General features: G+C 62.1%; 19 protein-coding genes and 1 pseudogene. 11 read left to right on the top strand and 9 right to left on the bottom strand.

What is annotated here, in order from left to right; all coding sequences use genetic code 11:
* Positions 1-88 precede the first annotated feature (88 nt).
* A complete protein-coding gene (locus UCMB321_RS26750) occupies positions 89-1,495 on the top strand; it encodes a hypothetical protein (protein WP_040071698.1) in 1,407 nt (468 codons plus the stop codon).
* On the opposite strand, the gene UCMB321_RS26745 is transcribed toward UCMB321_RS26750, so the two are convergent.
* A complete protein-coding gene (locus tag UCMB321_RS26745) occupies positions 1,496-1,858 on the bottom strand; it encodes a cupin domain-containing protein (protein ID WP_040071697.1) in 363 nt (120 codons plus the stop codon). It lies immediately after the preceding gene.
* A gap of 237 nt (positions 1,859-2,095) precedes the next feature.
* On the opposite strand from UCMB321_RS26745, the gene UCMB321_RS26735 reads away from it, so the two are divergent.
* Together UCMB321_RS26735 and UCMB321_RS26730 are read left to right on the top strand one after the other, a co-directional pair.
* A complete protein-coding gene (locus tag UCMB321_RS26735; RefSeq protein ID WP_040071695.1) occupies positions 2,096-3,589 on the top strand; it encodes an aldehyde dehydrogenase in 1,494 nt (497 codons plus the stop codon).
* A 226-nt stretch (positions 3,590-3,815) separates the two neighbouring features.
* A complete protein-coding gene (locus UCMB321_RS26730) occupies positions 3,816-4,961 on the top strand; it encodes an MFS transporter (RefSeq protein WP_040071694.1) in 1,146 nt (381 codons plus the stop codon).
* A gap of 10 nt (positions 4,962-4,971) precedes the next feature.
* Here the strand turns inward: UCMB321_RS26730 and UCMB321_RS26725 are convergent, their stop codons facing one another.
* The gene (locus UCMB321_RS26725; protein ID WP_209437209.1) at positions 4,972-6,525 is read right to left on the bottom strand and encodes a phospholipase D family protein; all 1,554 of its coding nucleotides are present in this window, start codon (positions 6,523-6,525) and stop codon (positions 4,972-4,974) included.
* A gap of 60 nt (positions 6,526-6,585) precedes the next feature.
* Positions 6,586-8,019, bottom strand: a complete 1,434-nt coding sequence (locus UCMB321_RS26720; RefSeq protein ID WP_040071757.1) for an aminotransferase-like domain-containing protein — start codon at positions 8,017-8,019, stop codon at positions 6,586-6,588.
* A 182-nt stretch (positions 8,020-8,201) separates the two neighbouring features.
* Between UCMB321_RS26720 and UCMB321_RS26715 the strand changes: the two genes are divergently transcribed.
* Complete coding sequence (locus UCMB321_RS26715; RefSeq protein WP_040071693.1) at positions 8,202-8,447, top strand: DUF1127 domain-containing protein; 246 nt, start codon at positions 8,202-8,204, stop codon at positions 8,445-8,447.
* Positions 8,448-8,695: 248 nt separating this feature from the next.
* The gene (locus tag UCMB321_RS26710; RefSeq protein WP_040071692.1) at positions 8,696-9,049 is read left to right on the top strand and encodes a YkgJ family cysteine cluster protein; all 354 of its coding nucleotides are present in this window, start codon (positions 8,696-8,698) and stop codon (positions 9,047-9,049) included.
* 145 nt (positions 9,050-9,194) lie between these two features.
* On the opposite strand, the gene UCMB321_RS26705 is transcribed toward UCMB321_RS26710, so the two are convergent.
* Complete coding sequence (locus UCMB321_RS26705; protein WP_017125528.1) at positions 9,195-9,683, bottom strand: Lrp/AsnC ligand binding domain-containing protein; 489 nt, start codon at positions 9,681-9,683, stop codon at positions 9,195-9,197.
* Between the two features lie 158 nt (positions 9,684-9,841).
* Here UCMB321_RS26705 and dadA point away from each other — a divergent pair, with 158 nt between their 5' ends.
* The 6 genes from dadA (at position 9,842) to UCMB321_RS26675 (ending at position 16,134) form a co-directional block, all read left to right on the top strand.
* On the top strand, positions 9,842-11,146 hold the full coding sequence (dadA, locus tag UCMB321_RS26700) for a D-amino acid dehydrogenase (protein ID WP_040071691.1): 1,305 nt from the start codon (positions 9,842-9,844) through the stop codon (positions 11,144-11,146).
* Positions 11,118-11,471, top strand: a complete 354-nt coding sequence (locus tag UCMB321_RS26695; protein WP_040071690.1) for a RidA family protein — start codon at positions 11,118-11,120, stop codon at positions 11,469-11,471. The genes dadA and UCMB321_RS26695 overlap by 29 nt, the downstream gene beginning before the upstream one ends.
* Before the next feature lie 88 nt (positions 11,472-11,559).
* Complete coding sequence (gene alr, locus UCMB321_RS26690; RefSeq protein WP_040071755.1) at positions 11,560-12,633, top strand: alanine racemase; 1,074 nt, start codon at positions 11,560-11,562, stop codon at positions 12,631-12,633.
* Positions 12,634-12,762: 129 nt separating this feature from the next.
* A complete protein-coding gene (locus tag UCMB321_RS26685) occupies positions 12,763-13,311 on the top strand; it encodes a cupin domain-containing protein (RefSeq protein WP_040071689.1) in 549 nt (182 codons plus the stop codon).
* Between the two features lie 187 nt (positions 13,312-13,498).
* Entirely contained in the window at positions 13,499-13,969 is a 471-nt protein-coding gene (locus UCMB321_RS26680) for a c-type cytochrome (RefSeq protein ID WP_040071688.1), read from the top strand.
* A 242-nt stretch (positions 13,970-14,211) separates the two neighbouring features.
* Entirely contained in the window at positions 14,212-16,134 is a 1,923-nt protein-coding gene (locus UCMB321_RS26675; protein ID WP_040071687.1) for an acetyl-CoA hydrolase/transferase C-terminal domain-containing protein, read from the top strand.
* An 11-nt stretch (positions 16,135-16,145) separates the two neighbouring features.
* Here the strand turns inward: UCMB321_RS26675 and UCMB321_RS26670 are convergent, their stop codons facing one another.
* From UCMB321_RS26670 to UCMB321_RS31915, 5 genes and pseudogenes are all read right to left on the bottom strand, one after another.
* Positions 16,146-17,156, bottom strand: a complete 1,011-nt coding sequence (locus UCMB321_RS26670; RefSeq protein WP_245220856.1) for a fimbrial protein — start codon at positions 17,154-17,156, stop codon at positions 16,146-16,148.
* Positions 17,157-17,251: 95 nt separating this feature from the next.
* Positions 17,252-17,773 carry a fimbrial protein gene (locus UCMB321_RS26665; RefSeq protein WP_040071686.1) on the bottom strand — a complete coding sequence of 174 codons (522 nt, stop codon included), beginning with the start codon at positions 17,771-17,773 and terminating at the stop codon, positions 17,252-17,254.
* Positions 17,774-17,832: 59 nt separating this feature from the next.
* On the bottom strand, positions 17,833-18,363 hold the full coding sequence (locus tag UCMB321_RS26660) for a fimbrial protein (protein WP_040071685.1): 531 nt from the start codon (positions 18,361-18,363) through the stop codon (positions 17,833-17,835).
* A gap of 76 nt (positions 18,364-18,439) precedes the next feature.
* On the bottom strand, positions 18,440-18,904 hold the full coding sequence (locus UCMB321_RS31535; protein ID WP_245220855.1) for a fimbrial protein: 465 nt from the start codon (positions 18,902-18,904) through the stop codon (positions 18,440-18,442).
* Between the two features lie 15 nt (positions 18,905-18,919).
* Positions 18,920-19,384, bottom strand: a pseudogene (locus UCMB321_RS31915) (fimbrial protein); the annotation flags it as partial.
* Between the last annotated feature and the right edge of the window lie 38 nt (positions 19,385-19,422).

Here is a 19,422-nt window from a genome sequence, read left to right as displayed (position 1 = left end):
TGTTGCGTGCCTGATTCCTACATTTTTCCCGTTGCGCCTTTCCTAGACTGGGGTGAACACCGAACGGATGCGGATGTGGAGAGCGCTCATGATGATTGCGAAAATGTGTGGAGTCCTGTTGTTGGTGGTCCTGGCGGCGGGCAGTATTGCGGTTCAGGCCGTGGACCGGGGCAGCACAGAAAGCACCGAAAGTATCGAGAGCATTGAGAGTACCGACGCCTATGTGCGGCGCATGGCCGAGGCGACCGTGATGGCCTGGCCGACGCTGGCGAACCTGTTCGACACGACCCGGGTGTTTGCCGATGTCCAGTTGCTGGTCAGCGACGGACAGCGGGCGTGGCTGATGAATGCCCGGGGTGGGCATGAGGTCGACATGCGGGCGGTCGGCGCCCTGGGGCTGCCCTTCGAATACCGACGCTTCGAAAAGATCGAGTGGCAGGGGCGTCCGGCGCTCTTCGTGGGCCTGGGACAGCATTTGCCTGTTGGCGAGGTCCAGCGGCTCAAGCATCCGCAAGCGGTCCCCGAGCTGTTCGACCTGGCAACCCACGAAGCCTTCCATTTCTACGCTGAAGACGACTGGGCCCGCGGTTCGCTGTCGGAGCGCAGCAGCCTTTACCCGGCGCTCGTCGAACCGCGTCTGTACCGCAACCGGATCATTCGCCATTTGCTCGCCGCTATCCGGGGTGAGGCCGATGCGTTGGGGCGCGCCAGTTACTGGTACCGGCGTTGGTCGAGCGAGTTTGCCGACGAGGCCGAGCGCATCCGCGATACCGACCGCTCCGAGGGGAGTGCGCGCTATGTGGAGTCGGTCGCGCAGTTGTTGGCGATGGGGCTGGAGCCCCGGAGTCCCGAGTGGGAGGCGCGGCTGTTGAGGCAACTGATCCCGCTGGGGCGTGCCGACTACCTGGCGGTTGATCATGAGAGCTATGCGTTGGGCCTTCTGGCCGGGTACTTGCTCGATCGTCGACGGTTGGACTGGTTGCCCCGTGTTGCACAAGGGGAAACCCCAGTGGGCCTGCTATTGGGGCCGATCGCGCCGATCAGTGACACGCCCGATGAGGTGCTGGGCCAGCGGCTTCGCGAGTCCCTGGCGGGGACCAACCGTCGGGCGGCAGAGGCGGTCGAGCCATTCCTGCAGCGCTTCAAGGATCCGGCAAGCCGACATCTGCTGGTGCCGGGCACGGCGATGAAAGGCAGTTTCGGCAGCGAGCATTCCTTCCGTCTTGCCGGAATACCGGAGATCATCGAAACCGGGGTTGATGCGCTGTTTGCGCTCAAGGATGGGCGAATCGACCTCCGGGAGGCGACGGTGGCGACACAGCTCAAGGATGCCTGCGGCCGGGAAGAGCTGTATTGGGTGCTGGCCCTGAGCGAAGCTGATTTCCGGGGGCATGACCAAGGCCGTCTTCGGGTCAGGCGTGACGGCCTCGATGTGGATATTCCTTATCCGACAAGGGCCGTCGATGGCGAACGGTCCTGGTGCGCCCGGACCTGATCAGGCCTTCTGTTCGAATACCACGTAGATCTTGCGGCAGTGTTCCAGCACTTCCCAGGTGCCCTTGAAGCCCGCCGGAATCACGAAACGATCGCCGGCGCGCAAGGTCTTGGCATTGCCCTCGCCGTCGCGCAGCACCGAGACGCCCTGGACGATTTCGCAGTATTCATGTTCGGTGTAGTTCACCGTCCACTGGCCTGGCGCGCCTTCCCAGACGCCGGCATTCATCTGCCCGCAGGGGCTGGCGTAGTGGTTGTGGATCGTCTGCTCGGGGTCGCCCTTGAGCACTTTCTCCGATGCCGGACGAAAGCGTTCCGGCGCGGTGCCGGCGTCGCTGAAATCGACGATGTCCTGGATGTTCATGCTGCTCTTCCTCTGCGGTGACGGACCAGTGATCGGGAGCATCGAGTCTATGTTTATTAAAATGAACATGGCAACGGCGTTTCACCCCCTTATTGTCAAATATATTGAAACTTCAGGTGCCGCTGGTTTAGGGTGGTGGGTGCCGTGGGTCCACATCAGGGCCTGTCGGGCAGAATTTCGGAGGGTGCTGGCGCAAGCGCGCGCGGCTCTCGTATTTCATAAGAGGAGGACACTCGAATGACCACCCTGACTCGTGCTGACTGGGAACAACGCGCCCGTGAGCTGAAGATTGAAGGCCGTGCCTACATCAATGGTGAATACACCGCCGCGGTGTCGAGCGAGACGTTCGAGTGCATCAGCCCGGTCGATGGCCGCCTGCTGACCCGCGTGGCCAGCTGTGATGTGGCTGATGCCCAGCGTGCCGTGGAAAGTGCTCGCGCGACGTTCAATTCCGGTGTCTGGTCGCGCCTGGCCCCGGCCAAGCGCAAGGCCGCGATGATTCGTTTCGCCGCGTTGCTGAAGGTCAATGCCGAGGAGCTGGCCCTGCTGGAAACCCTCGACATGGGCAAGCCGATCAGCGACTCCCTGCACATCGACGTTCCCGGCGCGGCCCAGGCCCTGAGCTGGAGCGGCGAGGCCATCGACAAGATCTATGACGAAGTGGCCGCCACCCCGCACGATCAGTTGGGCCTGGTGACCCGTGAGCCGGTGGGCGTGGTGGCGGCCATCGTGCCGTGGAACTTCCCTTTGTTGATGGCCTGCTGGAAGCTGGGTCCGGCGCTGTCCACGGGTAACTCGGTGATTCTCAAACCCTCGGAGAAATCCCCGCTGACCGCTATCCGCATCGCCGCCCTGGCCGTTGAAGCCGGCATTCCGGCCGGTGTGCTGAACGTGCTGCCTGGTTACGGTCATACCGTTGGCAAGGCCCTGGCCCTGCACATGGATGTCGACACCCTGGTGTTCACCGGATCGACCCGGATCGCCAAGCAGCTGATGGTCTATTCCGGCGAGTCCAACATGAAGCGTGTCTGGCTCGAAGCCGGCGGCAAGAGCCCGAACATCGTCTTTGCCGACGCTCCGGACCTGCAGGCCGCCGCCGAATCCGCGGCCAGCGCCATTGCCTTCAACCAGGGCGAAGTCTGCACCGCCGGTTCGCGCCTGCTGGTGGAGCGTTCGATCAAGGACCGTTTCCTGCCGTTGGTGATCGAAGCGCTGAAAGCCTGGAAGCCGGGCAACCCACTGGACCCGGACACCAATGTCGGTGCCCTGGTGGATACCCAGCAGATGAACACCGTGCTGTCGTACATCGAGTCGGGTCATGCCGATGGCGCCAAGCTGGTGGTCGGTGGCAAGCGTACCCTTGAGGAAACCGGCGGGACCTACGTCGAGCCGACCATTTTCGACGGGGTGAGCAATGCGATGAAGATCGCCCGGGAAGAAATCTTCGGGCCGGTGTTGTCGGTGATTGCCTTCGACAGCGTGGAAGAGGCGATCAACATTGCCAACGACACGCCGTACGGCCTGGCGGCGGCGGTCTGGACCGCGAACATCTCCAAGGCGCACCTGACCGCCAAGGCCCTGCGCGCCGGCAGCGTGTGGGTTAACCAGTACGATGGCGGCGACATGACCGCGCCGTTCGGTGGCTTCAAGCAGTCGGGCAACGGCCGTGACAAGTCGCTGCATGCGTTCGACAAGTACACCGAGCTGAAGGCGACCTGGATCAAGCTGTAATCATCAGGGCGCAACAAAACCTGTAGGGGCGGCCGGTCGACGCTCGATTGCCGGCGATGACGTCCGCAAGATCGATGCAAGACTTGCCGGCCTCATCGCCAGCAAGCCGGCTCCTACACCGGATGTTGCGTACATGATCGGGCGATGCCAATAACACAGCCGGACTCTCCGCCAGGAAGTCCGGCTGTGTTGTCTTGAACTGAAATTATCCACAGGAGCGTGGAACATGCGTTGGGCGACTTATTTCGCCGTGCTGGCTTCGGTACTCAGTGTCGGGCTGGCACTGGGCGTGAGCATGCCGTTGGTCTCCCTGCGGTTGGAAAGCTGGGGCTATGGCGCCTTCGCCATTGGCGTGATGGCGGCGATGCCGGCCATCGGTGTCTTGCTGGGAGCCAGTATCTCCAGTCACCTGGCGGCGCGTTTCGGCACCGCCAGGCTCATGGCTCTCTGCTTGTGGGCCGGAGCCTTGTCCATCGGCTTGCTGGCGCTGCTGCCCAGCTATCCGGTGTGGCTGGTGCTGCGCCTGATGATTGGCGTGAGCCTGACGATTGTCTTCATTCTCGGCGAAAGCTGGATCAACCAACTGGTGGTCGAGCAGTGGCGCGGACGCCTGGTGGCTCTGTATGGCAGTACTTATGCGTTGAGCCAACTGTCCGGTCCGTTGCTGCTGGCCGCCATGGGTACCGAGGGCGATTACGGTTTCTGGGTCGGCGTGGGGTTGTTGGTGGCCGCGCCATTCCTGTTGCTGGGGCGTAGTGGTGCGCCCACCTCGGAGTCCAGTCGTGTCACCTTGATGGACTTGCTGGGTTTCTGTCGGAGTTTGCCGGCTATTGCCTGGGCCATTTCGCTGTTTGCCGCCTTCGAGGCGATGATTCTGACGTTGTTGCCGGTTTACTGCCTGCGCCAGGGCTTTACGGCGGATATTGCCTTGGCGATGGTCAGCACCGTGGTGGTGGGTGATGCCTTGTTGCAGTTGCCGATTGGTGCCCTGGCCGACCGCGTTTCCCGGCGCGCGCTGTTCATCGGCTGTGCCCTGGCCCTGATGCTGTCGAGTCTGGCGGTGCCCCTGTTGATCGATACCTTGCTGATCTGGCCGTTGTGGGTGCTGTTCGGCGCCAGCGCGGGTGGGTTGTTCACCTTGTCGTTGATCCTGATCGGCGAGCGTTATCGCGACGATGCGCTGGTGCGGGCCAATGCCCATGTGGCGCAGTTGTGGGGCATCGGCTGCCTGATCGGGCCGTTGGTGGCGGGAGCGGGCAGCCAGTGGATCAGCGGGCAGGCCTTGCCGTTGTTCATGGCGGCTGGAGCATTGGGCCTGCTGGTGTTGCTGTTACGCCAGGGTGCCTTCAGCGCGGCACAGCCGACCGGCTGATCGCGAACCTTCAGAGCATGCGCTCCAGCCCGATGTGGTTGGCGAACCAGGCGTTGAACCGGCGCCACCAGTTGCCCGGCTCCTGGTTCAGTTCGTGGAGCTGCCCGTGGTCCTCGGTGACCCAGGCAATCTCTCCCTGCTCCAGGCGCGGTTGGTAGCTCAAGGCCGGGGCCATGCCGCGCAAGGCCAGGGCCCGAACGTGCTCCGTCAGCTCCGGGCTGTCCACCAGGACACCGACTTCGGTGTTCCACAAGACCGAGCGTGGGTCAAAGTTGAACGAGCCGATAAAGGATTTCTGCCGGTCGAAAATCATCGCCTTGCTGTGCAGGCTGGAGTCCGAACCCTTGTAGGTCGCGCTGTGAAACAGGTGCGGCCCGCTGCCGCCACGGTCCCCGGGCTGGCGCCGCAGTTCGAAGAGTTTCACGCCGTGCTCCAGCAGGGCCTTGCGGTAGGGCGCATAACCGCCGTGCACGGCCGGTACGTCGGTGGCTTCCAGCGAGTTGGTCAACAGGCTGATGGAGACCCCCGCGTCGGCGCGCCCGGTCAGGTAGACCAGCCCCGGCTGACCAGGCACGAAGTAGGCGGAAATCATCATCAGTTCGGTATGAACGTTGGTCAGTTCCGGCGCCAGTTGAGTGGTCAGCAGCAGGCGTGGATCCGGCTCTTCCCTGGCCAGGACCTTGCTCGGCGCATCCCACAGCGCCTGGTTCCAGGCCCAGATCAGCTCGCGGCGCCAGGTGTCCATGTGTGGCTCGCTCTTGTAGGCCCGCAGTTTCAGGTACAGGGCGGTATTGTGCTGGCGATAGCTGCCCAGCGAGTCCTTGAGCCGCTGCCGGGCATCGGCCAGTTCCGCCGCTGAAGGCGTGTCGGTGAGGAAATCACCGATGGGCACGCTCAGGGCACTGTTCCAGTACTGGTCGAAGCTGTGCCCGAGCTGTTCGGCCACGGGGCCGAAGCCGAGCAGGTCGATGTCGGTGAAGTTCAGGTCCGGCTGGGCGCCGAAATATTCGTCCCCCAGGTTGCGGCCACCGACGATGGCCGCGCTGTTGTCGGCCAGCCACAATTTGTTGTGCATCCGTCGATGTTGCTGCGACAGGTTGAACAGGCGCCCCAGGGCGCGGGTGGCGCCGGTGCTGCGGCCCAGGTTCAGCGGGTTGAACAGGCGGATCTGGATATTCGGATGCGCGGCCAGCGTGGCGATGACCGAGTCGAGCCCGTCGCTGGCGGTATCGTCCAACAGGATGCGCACGCGCACGCCGCGATCGGCGGCCTGGAGCAGTTCATCCACCAGCATGCGGGTGCTCAGGCCGTCATGGACGATGTAGTACTGCAGGTCCAGGCTGACCTGGGCATTGCGGATCAGCTCGGCCCGGGCCCTGAACGCCTCGCTGCCGTTGGGCAGCAGGCGAAAGCCCGAGCGTCCCTGCCAGGGCGCGGCCTGGGCCTGGATCGAACGGCCGAAGGTCGACTCGCCCGCCGCCATGGCCTGGCTGGGAAACCGTGGAACATCCAGGGATGCGCATCCGCTCAACAGCAGGGCAATCAGCAGCAAGCAGGCTTTCAACGGTCAGCGTCCCGGGTCATGGCAGGTGTCGGCATCCGGACGCTGTCCGGCGGGTAAAGGTCAATCGATACTGCTCTCGTTTTGTGCCAGTAATGTGATTGCGGCCGCGCCGACTTTGCGTACGGCCTCTTCGATCAACGGCGTTGGCTTGGCAGCGTAGTTCATCCGCAGGCAATTACGGTATTTGCCCGAGGCCGAAAAGATACTGCCCACCGCTATCTGTACGCCCTGGTCCTGCAGCGCCCGGTTCAGGCGCAGGGCATCGAAGCCCTCGGGCAGTTCGACCCAGAGCATGAAGCTGCCCTGGGGGCGACTGGCCCGGGTGCCGGCGGGAAAATAACGGCTGATCCAGTCGATCATCAAGTCGCGATTGCGCTGGTACTGGCTGCGCATGCGCCGCAGATGCGGCTCGAAGTGGCCGTTTTTCAGGAAGTCGGCGATGGCCAGTTGCGGCTGCGGCGCGGTGGAGCCGGTGCTGATGTACTTCATGTGCAGCACCCGCTCGAGGTAGCGCCCGGGGGCGACCCAGCCGATGCGCAGGCCGGGGGCGAGGGTCTTGGAGAAGGAACTGCAGAGCAGGACCCGGCCATCTTCATCGAAGGACTTGATGGTGCGCGGACGAGGGTAGGTGTAGGCCAGTTCGCCATACACATCGTCCTCGATAATGGCCACGTCGAAGCGCTGTGCCAGGGTCAGCAGGGCACGCTTGCGCGACTCCGGCATGATATAGCCCAGCGGGTTGTTGCAATTGGGCGTCAACTGTATGGCCTTGATCGGCCACTGTTCCAGGGCCAGTTCCAGGGCGTCGAGGCTGATGCCGGTGATCGGGTCGGTGGGGATTTCCAGGGCCTTCATGCCCAGTCCCTTGAGGGTCTGCATGGCGCCGTGGAAGCTGGGGGAGTCCACCGCGACGATGTCCCCCGGCTCGCAGATGGAGCGGATGCTGGTGGACAGGGCCTCGTGGCAGCCGGTGGTGATGACCAGGTCGTTGGGGCCGAGTTGGCAGCCGGAGTCGAGCAGCAGTCGCGCCACTTGCTCGCGCAGCCCGAAGTTGCCGTGGATATTGTCGTAGGACAGGCCGCGCATGTCCTGGCGGCGGCTGATCTGCGCCAGGCTGCGCAGCAGCGGTTTCAGGGTCGGGCTGTCGAGGTCCGGCATGCCGCGGCCCAACTGTACGGTGTCTTCGCGGGGAACGGACCGGATCAGCTCCAGTACCTGCTCCCACTGCGAGATGTCCACGGGGCGTTGCGCGGGACGCCCGACCACCGGCAACGCCGGCAGTTCGCGGCCGACAGGCACGAAATAGCCGGATTTGGGTTTCGGTTGGGCCAGCCCACTGTCCTCCAGGACCCGGTAGGCCTGCTGCACCGTGCTCAGGCTGACACCATGTTCCACACTCAATGCCCGTACAGAAGGCAGGCGATCGCCAGGGCGATAGAAGCCTTGTTCTATACGGGTTCCAAGCAGTTCGGCGAGGTTGACGTAGAGGGTCATGGCGCAGTTCTCGGGCAGGGTGGAAAGCATTGGCCGGTACAGATAGGGTGAAAATACAGGATTCAGTCGTGCTTTGGCGAGTTCTGTATGGAATTAATAAAAATTGATTGAATCTGTAATGGTTTTGGCCGTTCGCCCATCCTGTGTACCTATGGCAATCGAGTAACAAAGGAGCACAGGTAATGAACGGTTTAAGCGATGTGCGTCTGGTTTTGCGCAGTCAGGAACTGGTGATCGAACAGGAACGGGCAATCACGGCGTTTTCCGCCCGTCGTTGCACGCCGGCCTTCGGTCTCATGGGTCTGTTCTGGCACCGCCTGCGCACCCGCAAGGCCTTGCTTGAACTCACGTCCGAGGAGCTGCGAGATATCGGCTTGAGCCAGGAGCAGGCCTGGGAAGAAGGCTTGAAGCCGTTCTGGCGGCCGTAGCCCGAAAGGGGCCCCTGAGGGCGCTGCGAAACCTGTGGGAGCTGGCTTGCCAGCGATGGCGTCCGGACGGGCGCCGCAAGGCTCAAGGGCCTCATCGCTGCGATGCGGCGTCCCGACAAGCCAGCTCCTACAGGATTGGGGACCTACTCAAGATCTTTGTTAGACGCCGTACTGTGGACAGCGGTGTGTTCAAGGTTCGGTCTTTTCAGGCAGAATCCGTGCTCATTCTTCTTTCCGGTCGTCGTTCGATGAGTTGCAACAGTCAGAAAATCCGCTTTCTGCGTCAGCAAATTCCGTCTTTCGAATGCGTGCCGGGCTGTCACGACTGCTGTGGGCCGGTGACCACCTCCTCCGAGGAGATGGCCCGCTTGCCGCGCAAGACCGCCGCCGAGCAGGAAGCGGCGCTGAACGAGCTCAATTGCGTACACCTGGGGCCGAACGGTTGCACGGTGTACGACGAGCGTCCGCTGATCTGTCGCTTGTTCGGCACGACGCCGACGCTGCCCTGTCCCAATGGCCGACGCCCGGTGGAGCTGATTCATCCACGGATCGAACGGCAGGTGCACGAATATATCGCCAGCACCCGGCAAGTGCTGGTCTAGGCTCTGCACGAAAACTGCCTGCGCGACGATCATGCTGCGTTAAAAACAGGCTCGGAATGCTCATTTAGTGGACTAAACTCCGCTTCCTCGCCTGTTTTTGCCTTGCCTGATCGCCGCTCGGCGAGTTTTCGTACAGACCCTAGATTCAATCCGGAATCGGCAGGTTCAGGCTCTCTTTCACTTCCTCCATCACGATGTAGCTCTTGGACTCCCGCACATGGGGCAGCTTGAGCAGGATGTCGCCGAGCAATTTGCGGTAGGAGGCCATCTCGGAAATCCGCGCTTTGACCAGGTAGTCGAAATCCCCCGACACCAGGTGGCACTCCAGCACATGAGGCAGCTTCAGCACGGCGCGGCGGAACTCTTCGAAGGTATCGCCCGACTTGTAGTCGAGGCTGATCTCGACGAACACCAGCAGGCTGCCCTTGAGGTGTTGCGGGTTCAACCGGGCGTTGTAGCCCATGATGATGCCTTCGCGCTCCAGCCGACGGACCCGTTCGGTGCAGGGCGTGGTGGACAGGCCGACCTTTTCCCCCAGCTCGGTGAACGAGATGCGCCCGTCGGCCTGCAGGATGCGCAGGATGTTGCGGTCGATCTTGTCCAGCTCGCGCTTGGTCTGATGGTTGGTTCTCATTAGGGAATGCCCCTCCGTCAAAAGCGATAGTGCCGAGAATTCTCGCCAAATATAGGCACTTATATAGTGAAAAGCACTGGCTATTGTTTTTTAAACTGCGCGCATCCTGGTTTCGAACATTAAACACCGGCGTCTGGCGCGGATCGAGAGGTAGACACATGCGAGTTCTGGTATTGGGTAGCGGCGTCATTGGTACCACCAGTGCTTATTATCTGGCCCGGGCCGGTTTCGAAGTGGTGGTGGTCGACCGTCAGCCGGCCGCCGCCATGGAAACCAGCTTTGCCAACGCCGGCCAGGTCTCGCCCGGCTATGCCTCGCCCTGGGCCGCGCCAGGTGTGCCGCTCAAGGCGATCAAGTGGTTGCTGCAGCGTCACGCACCGCTGGCGATCAAGGCCACCGCCGATGTCGACCAGTACCTGTGGATGGCGCAGATGCTGCGCAACTGCACCGCCAGCCGCTATGCGGTGAACAAGGAGCGCATGGTCCGCCTGTCCGAGTACAGCCGTGACTGCCTCGACGAGCTGCGCGCCGAAACCGGGATTGCCTACGAAGGCCGCAGCCTGGGCACCACCCAACTGTTCCGCACCCAGGCGCAACTCGATGGCGCCGCGAAGGACATCGCCGTGCTCGAGGAGTCCGGCGTGCCTTACGAACTGCTCGACCGCGCCGGCATCGCCCGGGTCGAGCCGGCCCTGGCCAGCGTCACCGATATCCTCGCCGGTGCCCTGCGCCTGCCGAACGACCAGACCGGCGACTGCCAGATATTCACCACCCGCCTGGCCGAAATGGCCGTCAAGCTGGGTGTGGAGTTCCGCTTCGGTCAGGACATTCAACGGATCGACCATGCGGGCGACCGCATCAACGGCGTGTGGATCGACGGCAAGCTAGAAACCGCCGACCGCTACGTGCTGGCGCTGGGCAGCTATTCGCCGCAGTTGCTCAAGCCGCTGGGGATCAAGGCACCGGTCTACCCGCTCAAGGGCTACTCGCTGACCGTGCCGATCACCAACCCGGCCATGGCCCCGACTTCGACGATTCTCGATGAAACCTTCAAGGTCGCGATCACCCGTTTCGACAACCGTATCCGCGTCGGCGGCATGGCGGAAATCGCCGGTTTTGACCTGTCGCTGAATCCGAAAAGACGCGAAACGCTGGAGATGATCGTCGGCGATCTTTATCCTCAGGGCGGAGACCTCGAACAAGCCAGCTTCTGGACCGGTTTGCGTCCGACCACACCTGATGGCACGCCGATCGTGGGGGCGACCTCTTTCCGCAATCTGTTCCTGAATACCGGCCACGGTACGCTCGGTTGGACCATGGCATGTGGTTCAGGTCGCCTGCTGGCTGACCTGATGGCGAAGAAAAAGCCGCAGATCAGTGCCGAAGGCCTCGATATTTCCCGCTACGGCAAAACGCCCCAGGAGACTGCAAAACATGTCAATCCAGCGCCAGCTCACCAATGAGCGCATGAGCCAGATCGTCGTGCATAACGGCACCGTGTATCTGGCAGGGCAGGTCGGCGACGACCTGAGCGCCGGGATTGAAACCCAGACCCGGGAAACCCTCGCCAATATCGAGCGTTTGTTGGACCTGGCGGGTACCGACAAGAGCCGGCTGCTGTCGGTGACGATTTACCTGAAAGACATCGATGCCGACTTCGCCGGCATGAATGCGGTATGGGACAAGTGGCTGCCCAAAGGCGTCGCACCGGCCCGTGCCACAGTCGAAGCCAAGCTGTGCGAGCCGGAAATCCTGGTCGAGCTGTCGGTCGTGGCCGCTCTGCCTTAAGTACGATCCCTCTCCCGGTGCGATGGCGGATGCATTGTCTTTCGCACCGGTTTTTTATTCCCCGTTGACCGTCCAGAAGTTTGCCGCCATGCGTCCTGCCCGTGCCCTGATCGACCTCCAAGCCCTGCGTCACAACTACCAATTGGCCCGTGAAGTGTCGGGTGCCCGAGCCCTCGCGGTGATCAAGGCCGACGCCTACGGCCATGGCGCGGTGCGCTGTGCCCAGGCCCTGGAGGCCGACGCCGACGGTTTTGCCGTGGCCTGCATCGAGGAGGCCCTGGAGCTGCGGGCCGCCGGTATCCGTGCACCGATCCTGTTGCTGGAAGGTTTTTTCGAGGCCGACGAGTTGGCCTTGATCGTCGAGCACGATTTCTGGTGCGTCGTGCATGCGCTCTGGCAGTTGGAAGCCATCGAGCGGGCGGTGCTGGCCAAGCCGATCAACGTCTGGCTCAAGCTGGACTCGGGCATGCACCGGGTGGGGCTGGAGCCGGCGCAGTACCAGGCGGCTTACCAGCGTCTGCAGGCCAGCGGCAAGGTGGCGAAGATTGTGCTGATGAGCCACTTCGCCCGTGCCGACGAATTGGGCTGCCAGCGCAGCGCCGAACAGGTGGCGGTCTTCGAAGCGGCGCGCCAGGGCTTGTCGGCCGAGGTCAGCCTGTGCAATTCCCCGGCGGTGCTCGGCTGGCCGCAGATTCCCAGCGATTGGGTACGTCCCGGCATCCTGCTGTTCGGTGCCACCCCCTTCGAGGAAGAAAACCCCGTGGCCGCGCGCTTGCAGCCGGTCATGACCCTGGAGTCGAAAGTCATCAGCGTGCGCGAGCTGCCGGCGGGTGAGCCGGTGGGCTATGGTGGCCAGTTCGTGACGCCCCAGCCGATGCGGATCGGCGTGGTTGCCATGGGGTATGCCGACGGCTATCCGCGTCATGCGCCGACCGGCACGCCGGTGCTGGTGGCCGGTCAACGCAGCCGGTTGCTGGGCCGGGTGTCCATGGACATGCTCTGTGTTGACCTGACCGATGTGCCCCAGGCCGGACTGGGTTCTACGGTGGAGTTGTGGGGCAAGAACGTGCTGGCCAGCGAGGTGGCGGCCGAGGCCGGGACCATTCCGTATCAGATTTTCTGCAACCTGCGTCGGGTACCACTGCTCTACACCGGGAGCTAGCGGCAAAGCACGCCGCGCCACAGGTCGTCTCCCCGAACGGGATTGGGCCCTGAGTGTTGTAAATACTGAACGCTATGCCATGATATCGCTCAATTACAACATCGCCTGAATCCCTGGGAGACTGCCGTATTGGACGTCGGTGAACGACTGCAATCCATCCGTAAACTGAAAGGTCTGTCTCAGCGTGAACTCGCCAAACGCGCGGGCGTCACCAATAGCACCATTTCAATGATCGAGAAAAACAGTGTCAGCCCCTCGATCAGTTCGCTGAGAAAGGTTCTTGGCGGCATTCCCATGTCCATGGTCGAGTTCTTTTCCGAGGAAATCCTCCAGGAAAAACCGACCCAGATCGTCTACAAAGCCAATGAGCTGATCGATATTTCCGATGGTGCCGTGACCATGAAGCTGGTCGGTCGTGCCCATCCCAGCCGCGCCATCGCCTTCCTCAACGAGATCTATCCTCCAGGTGCCGACACCGGCGAGGAAATGCTCACCCACGAAGGTGAGGAGACGGGCATTTTGCTGGAGGGTCGACTGGAGTTGGTGGTTGGCGTAGAAACTTTCGTCCTCGAAGCGGGCGACAGCTACTATTTTGAAAGCACCAAGCCGCACCGTTTCCGCAACCCGTTCGATACGCCAGCGCGACTAATCAGCGCAGCGACACCGGCGAATTTTTAAACGCGAGAGGCGCCAGATCAGGGATTTCAAGGCGCCCGGCAGTGCCGATTCACCGCTCGGCTAATACCCTTGTGAGTCTTGGGGTTGTTTCAGAGTGGCAATCGAACCGCTATACTCACGCCCGCCTGCGAAACCGTGGTTCGGGGCGTGATTAGCCACCATTGAGGGTGTACGCGTGAATCCAATTATGAAAATGCTGGCCGTACCAGCAACCGTAGTCGCCCTGTGGGCAGTCAGCGCTCAGGCTTCGACAATCAATGAAGACATCGCCAAGCGCCTCGAGCCGGTGGGCCAGGTGTGTGTGCAGGGCCAAGAGTGCAAGGGGATGGCAGTGGCGGCTACCGCGGGTGGCGGTGGCGGGGCCAAGACGCCGGATGAAGTGATTGCCAAGCATTGCAACGCTTGCCATGGCACCGGCCTTTTGAATTCGCCGAAAATCGGTGATACCGCGGCCTGGAAAGAGCGGGCCGATCATGTAAGCACCGTGATTGCGAGTATTGCCGGAGCCTCGGCCGAGGAGAAAGCCAAGAAAGGCGTTGCGGGCCTGGCGGCAGTGGCGACTCATGGCTTCAACGCCATGCCACCGAAGGGGACTTGCGCCGACTGTACGCCTGAAGAGCTTCAGGGTGCCATCGAGAAGATGTCCGGCTTGAAATAACACCGATATTCACGAAAAAGCCGCTGATGAGCGGCTTTTTTGCATCTGTCGAAAAGCAGACTTGTAGGAGCCGGCTTGCCGGCGATGAGGCCCTTGAGTCTGGAGTTGCATTCACGGACGCCATCGCCGGCAAGCCAGCTCCCACAGGGCGGTGTTTCCCGGCAGGCACCGGGCTGTCATTTTCAGCCAATTCCCGGCAAGCTCGGTCCAACCTCAATTCAGGGAAAGGCGAGGAGGGTCGGATGGTGCAGTCCTGTTCTATCGAACGTGCAGTCGACGAGGTGCTGGCGCGGCTGCCGGCGCATATTCACATGGCCAGCCCCTTGGGCCTGGGCAAACCCAATCGTTTTATCAATGCGCTCTACCAGCGCATCAGGCAGTTACCGGAACGCCGGCTGACCATCTACACGGCCTTGACCCTCGGCCGCCCGTCCCTGGGCGACGGCTTGCAGCGGCGTTTCCTCGAACCCTTTGTCGAACGGGTGTTCGGTGATTACCCCGAACTGGACTTCCTCGCCGCCCTGCGTCGGGACAGTTTGCCGCCGAATATCCAGGTCCAGCAGTTCTTCATGCAGCCCGGCAGCCTGTTGCACAGCACGCAGGCCCAGCAGGAATACGTCAGCAGCAACTACAGCCATGCCGCCCGCGACATCAACGCCGCCGGCCTGAACCTGGTCGCGCAACTGGTGGCCGAGGACCCGGAGCACCCCGAGCGCCTGAGCCTGAGCTGCAACCCGGACATCACCCTTGACCTGCTGCCGATGATCGCCCGGCGCCGGGCCGCCGGCGAAACCATCCTGATGCTGGCGCAGGTCCACAGCGACCTGCCCTACATGCCAGGGGATTCGGAACTCGGCCGTGATGCCTTCGACCTGCTGATCGACGACGTGGAGCGCAGTACCCTGTTCTCCACCCCGAACATGCCGGTGGATACCCAAGATCACTTCATCGGCCTGCACGCCAGCACCCTGGTGCGCGATGGCGGCACCCTGCAGATCGGCATAGGCTCGATGGGCGACGCGCTGACCGGCGCCTTGCTGGCCCGCCAGTCGAACAACCAGGGCTACCAGGCCTTGTTGGCGGATATCGACCTGTCGCCCTGGAAAGCGCTGCTCGACAAGGAGGGCGGCATTGAGGTGTTTTCCGAGGGGCTTTACGGCTGCAGCGAGATGTTCGTCAACGGCCTGCTGGTGCTGGTGGACGCGGGCATCGTGCGGCGCAAGGTTTATGCCGACCTTGAGCAGCAACGCCAGGCCAATGCCGGAACCCTGGGCAGTGCCGGGCAAGCCGGTGGCGTGATGGTGCATGGCGGCTTCTTTCTCGGCCCGCGCAGTTTTTATCAGCGTCTGCACGAGCTGTCCCGGGACAAGCTGGGCGAGTTCAACATGACCGCCATCAGCTACATCAACGAGCTGTTTGGCCAGGAAGAACTCAAGCGCCTGCAGCGCCGCGCCGCGAGGTTTATCAACAGCGCCTTCACCATGACCTTGCTCGGCGCGGGCGTGGCGGACCAACTCGAAGACGGACGGGTGCTCAGTGGTGTCGGCGGGCAGTACAACTTCGTAGCCCAGGGACATGCGCTGGAAGGCGCGCGGTCGATCCTGATCCTGCGCAGTTGGCGCGAGTCGGGCGGCGAGGTCAGTTCGAACATCGTCTGGGAGTATGGTCATTGCACCATCCCCCGGCATCTGCGCGATATCGTGGTGACCGAGTACGGCATTGCCGACCTGCGCGGCAAGACCGACGTCCAGGTGATCGAGGCGTTGTTGAATATCGCCGATTCGCGCTTTCAGGCGGAGCTGATCGAGCAAGCGCAAAAAGTCGGCAAGCTACCGGGCAGTTTCCGGCTCGATCCACGTTTTGCCGATAACAGCCCGCAACGTTTGCAGGCGATTCGGACACGGCACCCGCATTTGTTCCCGGAGTATCCGCTGGGTTGTGATTTCACGGCGCAGGAGCGGGATCTGCTGCGGGCGCTGAATTGGCTCAAGAGCAAATTCAAGCTCACGGAGATGCTCGACCTGGGCAAGGCAGCACTGGACGCCCCCGAACCGGCGGCCTTTGCGGCGCACCTGGAGCGCATGGGGTTGAGCCACCCGGAGGACCTGAAGGAGGAACTGCTCCAGCGGTTGCTGCTGGCGGGGCTGCAGGCCACTGCGGGCTAGCGGACAGGGTCTTAGTTGTAGGTGATGTTGACGGTGACGGCACTGGCCAGCTTGCCCTGGGTCAGGGGGCCGGTGGTCTTGTGATACTCCGCCCCCAATCGCAGCACGGCCCGGTTGGCTGACACCGCCACGGTGCGGGTGCTGTTGTGGCTGACCGTCTGGCCCGGTGTATGCAGCCATAGCGCAACGCCGCGAGCCGTGTCGGTGTTGGCAAAGAGCGCGGCGTTCCCGGGGGCCGGCGTGCCGGTGAACCTGAAGGTGACACTCGAGGCATTGCTGCAGTTGGCGGTCAGGTCGAAGTATTTGAGGCCGGTCGAGATGCCGGTGAAGTTCGAGATCCGCACGGGGTCCAGTCTGATGGTGCGGTCGAGGTCGCTCGTAGCCAGATTGCAGGTAGGCACCGGAGCAATGATAGTTCCTCTGCCCAACAGGATATTGTATTCACGCGGGTTGAAATGCGAGGGCGTTGGTTCCCACCATGTCCTGGCAATAACGCGAGGAACAATGCCGCCAGAAGAGATTGCACCGGTTTTTATCAGCCTGTAGTTGATTTCATAGGCGTAGGTCCTGTTGCTCGCCGCAGGGTTGGTCTGGCTGTAGGTTCGCTGTGTGGTGTTACTCAGGATCCCGGTGACGATATTGTGCGAACCGACCCCAGTGTCGCCGTGGGTCCTGAATACAATCCCGATGCCGGGCATGCCTGTCGGATAGACGCTATAGGATCGGGAACCATCGTTATAGGTCGATACCGCACCGGCAGTCCCCTGTGCGCTGAATTTCACGTTGGTGCCGCTATCGCAGTACCAGCTGACCCGCTTGGTGCCCTGGCTGACACTCGGAAAATCTCTCCATCCGGTGAGCGGGCTACCGACGGCAGCATTGATATCCGTCACCGTGACCGTGCCAATATCGCCGGAATACCCACCTGGATGGTAGACGGAAGACGTGCACGCGGCGAACGCCTGCCCGGACATGGACAAGAGCAGTGCCGCCGCGGATATTGCCTTGTAAGGTCTGTTCATTTGCCGCCCTTGTTTTTTCAAATACTTATTGTTTTTGAGGTTTCTGGAGTAGGCACACGCTGTCTACCTGAACCGGTTGCCTGCTCACTCATGTCTCAGTTGTAAGTGACGTCCACGGTCGCCAGGCTTTCCAGCTTGCCTTCGCTGACCGCACCGGACTTCCAGTAGGCCGCCCCCAGTGGCAGCACGGCCAGGCCGCCGCTTGGCGTCAGGGTGCGGGCGTTGTCATTGCCGTCTGCGCGGATGGTCTGTTGCACGCCCCCCAGGCGCGAGTACAGCCACAGCGCCAGGCCGTGGGCGTCGCCGGTGTTGGCGAACCGCGCGCCATCCGAGGGGGCCGGCGTGCCTTGGAACGTGAAGGTCACGCTCTTGATGTCCGAGTCGCAGCGGGCGCTCAGCTCGAAGGGCTTGTGACCCGCCGAGTCGGCGCCCGCGAAGTCACCGACCTTGACCGGTGGCAGGGCTATGGGGCGCTCGATGTCATCGGTAATCAGGTTGCAGGTGCCGCCCTCGATAGTACCTTCGATCTGCAGATTGCTCGGGTTCAGGGTCTCCGTGGCTGAAGCTTGGGCGATGGCCGCGAGCGCCAGCCCCAGGGGTATCAGGTAGGTTTTCATCGGGTGTTGTCCGTTCTGGCGGGCCGGCGGAAGGTGGCGGCCTATTAGGGCTCGGGGCGTCAGTTGTAGGTAATGGTCACGCGCGCGGGGGTGATCAGGTTGCCTTTGGTGACGGTGCCGACTTTTATGTAGTGCGCGGCCATGGGGATTACCGCACGGCCGGCGGTTGTTGGAATGGTTCGCGAGCGAGCGGTAGGGTTGCCGTTGGCTGGGATGTTGGAGCCAGTTCCCCCGATGCGCGATTGAATCACGGTAGCGATGCCGCGGACGGTGCCGCCGACATTGGCGAAGCGCTCCGGTGCGACGGAGTCCGGTGTGCCGTCAAAGGTGAAGGTGACATTCCTGATATCCGAGTCGCAGTTGGCGGTCAGGTTGAATGTCTTGAGCCCGGTCCAAGTGGTGGAATCGAAGTCGCTGACCTTGACTGGGGGCAATTCGATCGTGCGGCCGAGATCGCTTGCGTCCAGGTGGCAGGTGCCACCCTGGATATCCCCTGTGAACCGCAGGGTGGTGGTCTGGACAGCTTGAGCCGTGCCGGTGATCGTGGCAGCGGCAACCAGTAGGGACAATACGAAAAGAGGTGTTTTCATTGCAGGTATCCTTGTCAGTTAAAGCGTTGATTGACGCATTGCATTCGACGAGCGATGCCACGAGCGGTCTGTTGGCTCAGTTGTAGGTGATGTTGACGGTGACGGTACTGACCAGTGAGCCTTTGGTCAGGGCACCGGTGGTCTTGTGATACTCCGTCCCCATTCGCAACACGGCTCGGTTACCTGACACCGCCACGGTGCGGGTGCTGTTGTGGCTGACGGTCTGGCCCGGTGTATGCAGCCATAGAGCAACGCCGCGAGCCGTGCCGGAGGTGTTGGCAAAGAGCGCGGAGTTCGTGGGCTCCGGAGTGCCGGTGAACCTGAAGGTGACGTTCGAGGCGTTGCTGCAGTTGGCGGTCAGGTCGAAGTATTTAAGTCCGGTCGAGATGCCGGTGAAGTTCGAGATCCGCACGGGGTCCAGCGGGATCGTGCGGTTGACGTCGCCAGGGGCGAGGTTGCAGGTGGCGGTGGGGGAGACGAAGCTGACTGCGTTGTTCAGTACAACCGTGTGGATAGTGCGCCCATCCCAGTTGTTCACCATGAGGTTTCCGCTGGGGACTGTACCGCTTGATACGTTGCCTATTTTGTAGAACTGAGCCTCCATCGTAACGATAGTGTGTTCATAGCTTGTGTAGGTCAGTGCAGCCGAGCTGCTGTGGAGGGGCATTAAGTATGGGGTCCCCCACTTGAGAGTCGCGTAGACCCGTATGCCAATCCCTGGAACATTGGTTCGATAGACACCCCCCACACCAGGAAGCGCCACCGAATCAGCGGTTGTATATCGTCCGGTGGTTTGCTGCATGATCGGCGGGGTGCAGGTGCTGATGCCGCTGGGGTATGCGCCACTGAAGGCCGTTTTTGCGATCAGGGCTCCCACTGCCAGACTTGACGGCACGCTGATCGTGGCTGGAAACGTCGCGCCGCTACGGGGGTTGTTCGGGTAATAGTTGCAAGCGGCTTGAGCCGCCACGGGCAGTAACAGTGTCAGCAATGCGAAAACTGATTGGATGGAGCATTTCATTTTCTGTCTAGCGTGAAATAAGCTCTGGAGTCTGTCGA

The sequence above is a fragment of the Pseudomonas batumici genome, assembly GCF_000820515.1.
Classification (GTDB): domain Bacteria; phylum Pseudomonadota; class Gammaproteobacteria; order Pseudomonadales; family Pseudomonadaceae; genus Aquipseudomonas; species Aquipseudomonas batumici.
This window is presented reverse-complemented; position numbering and strand designations above follow the sequence as displayed.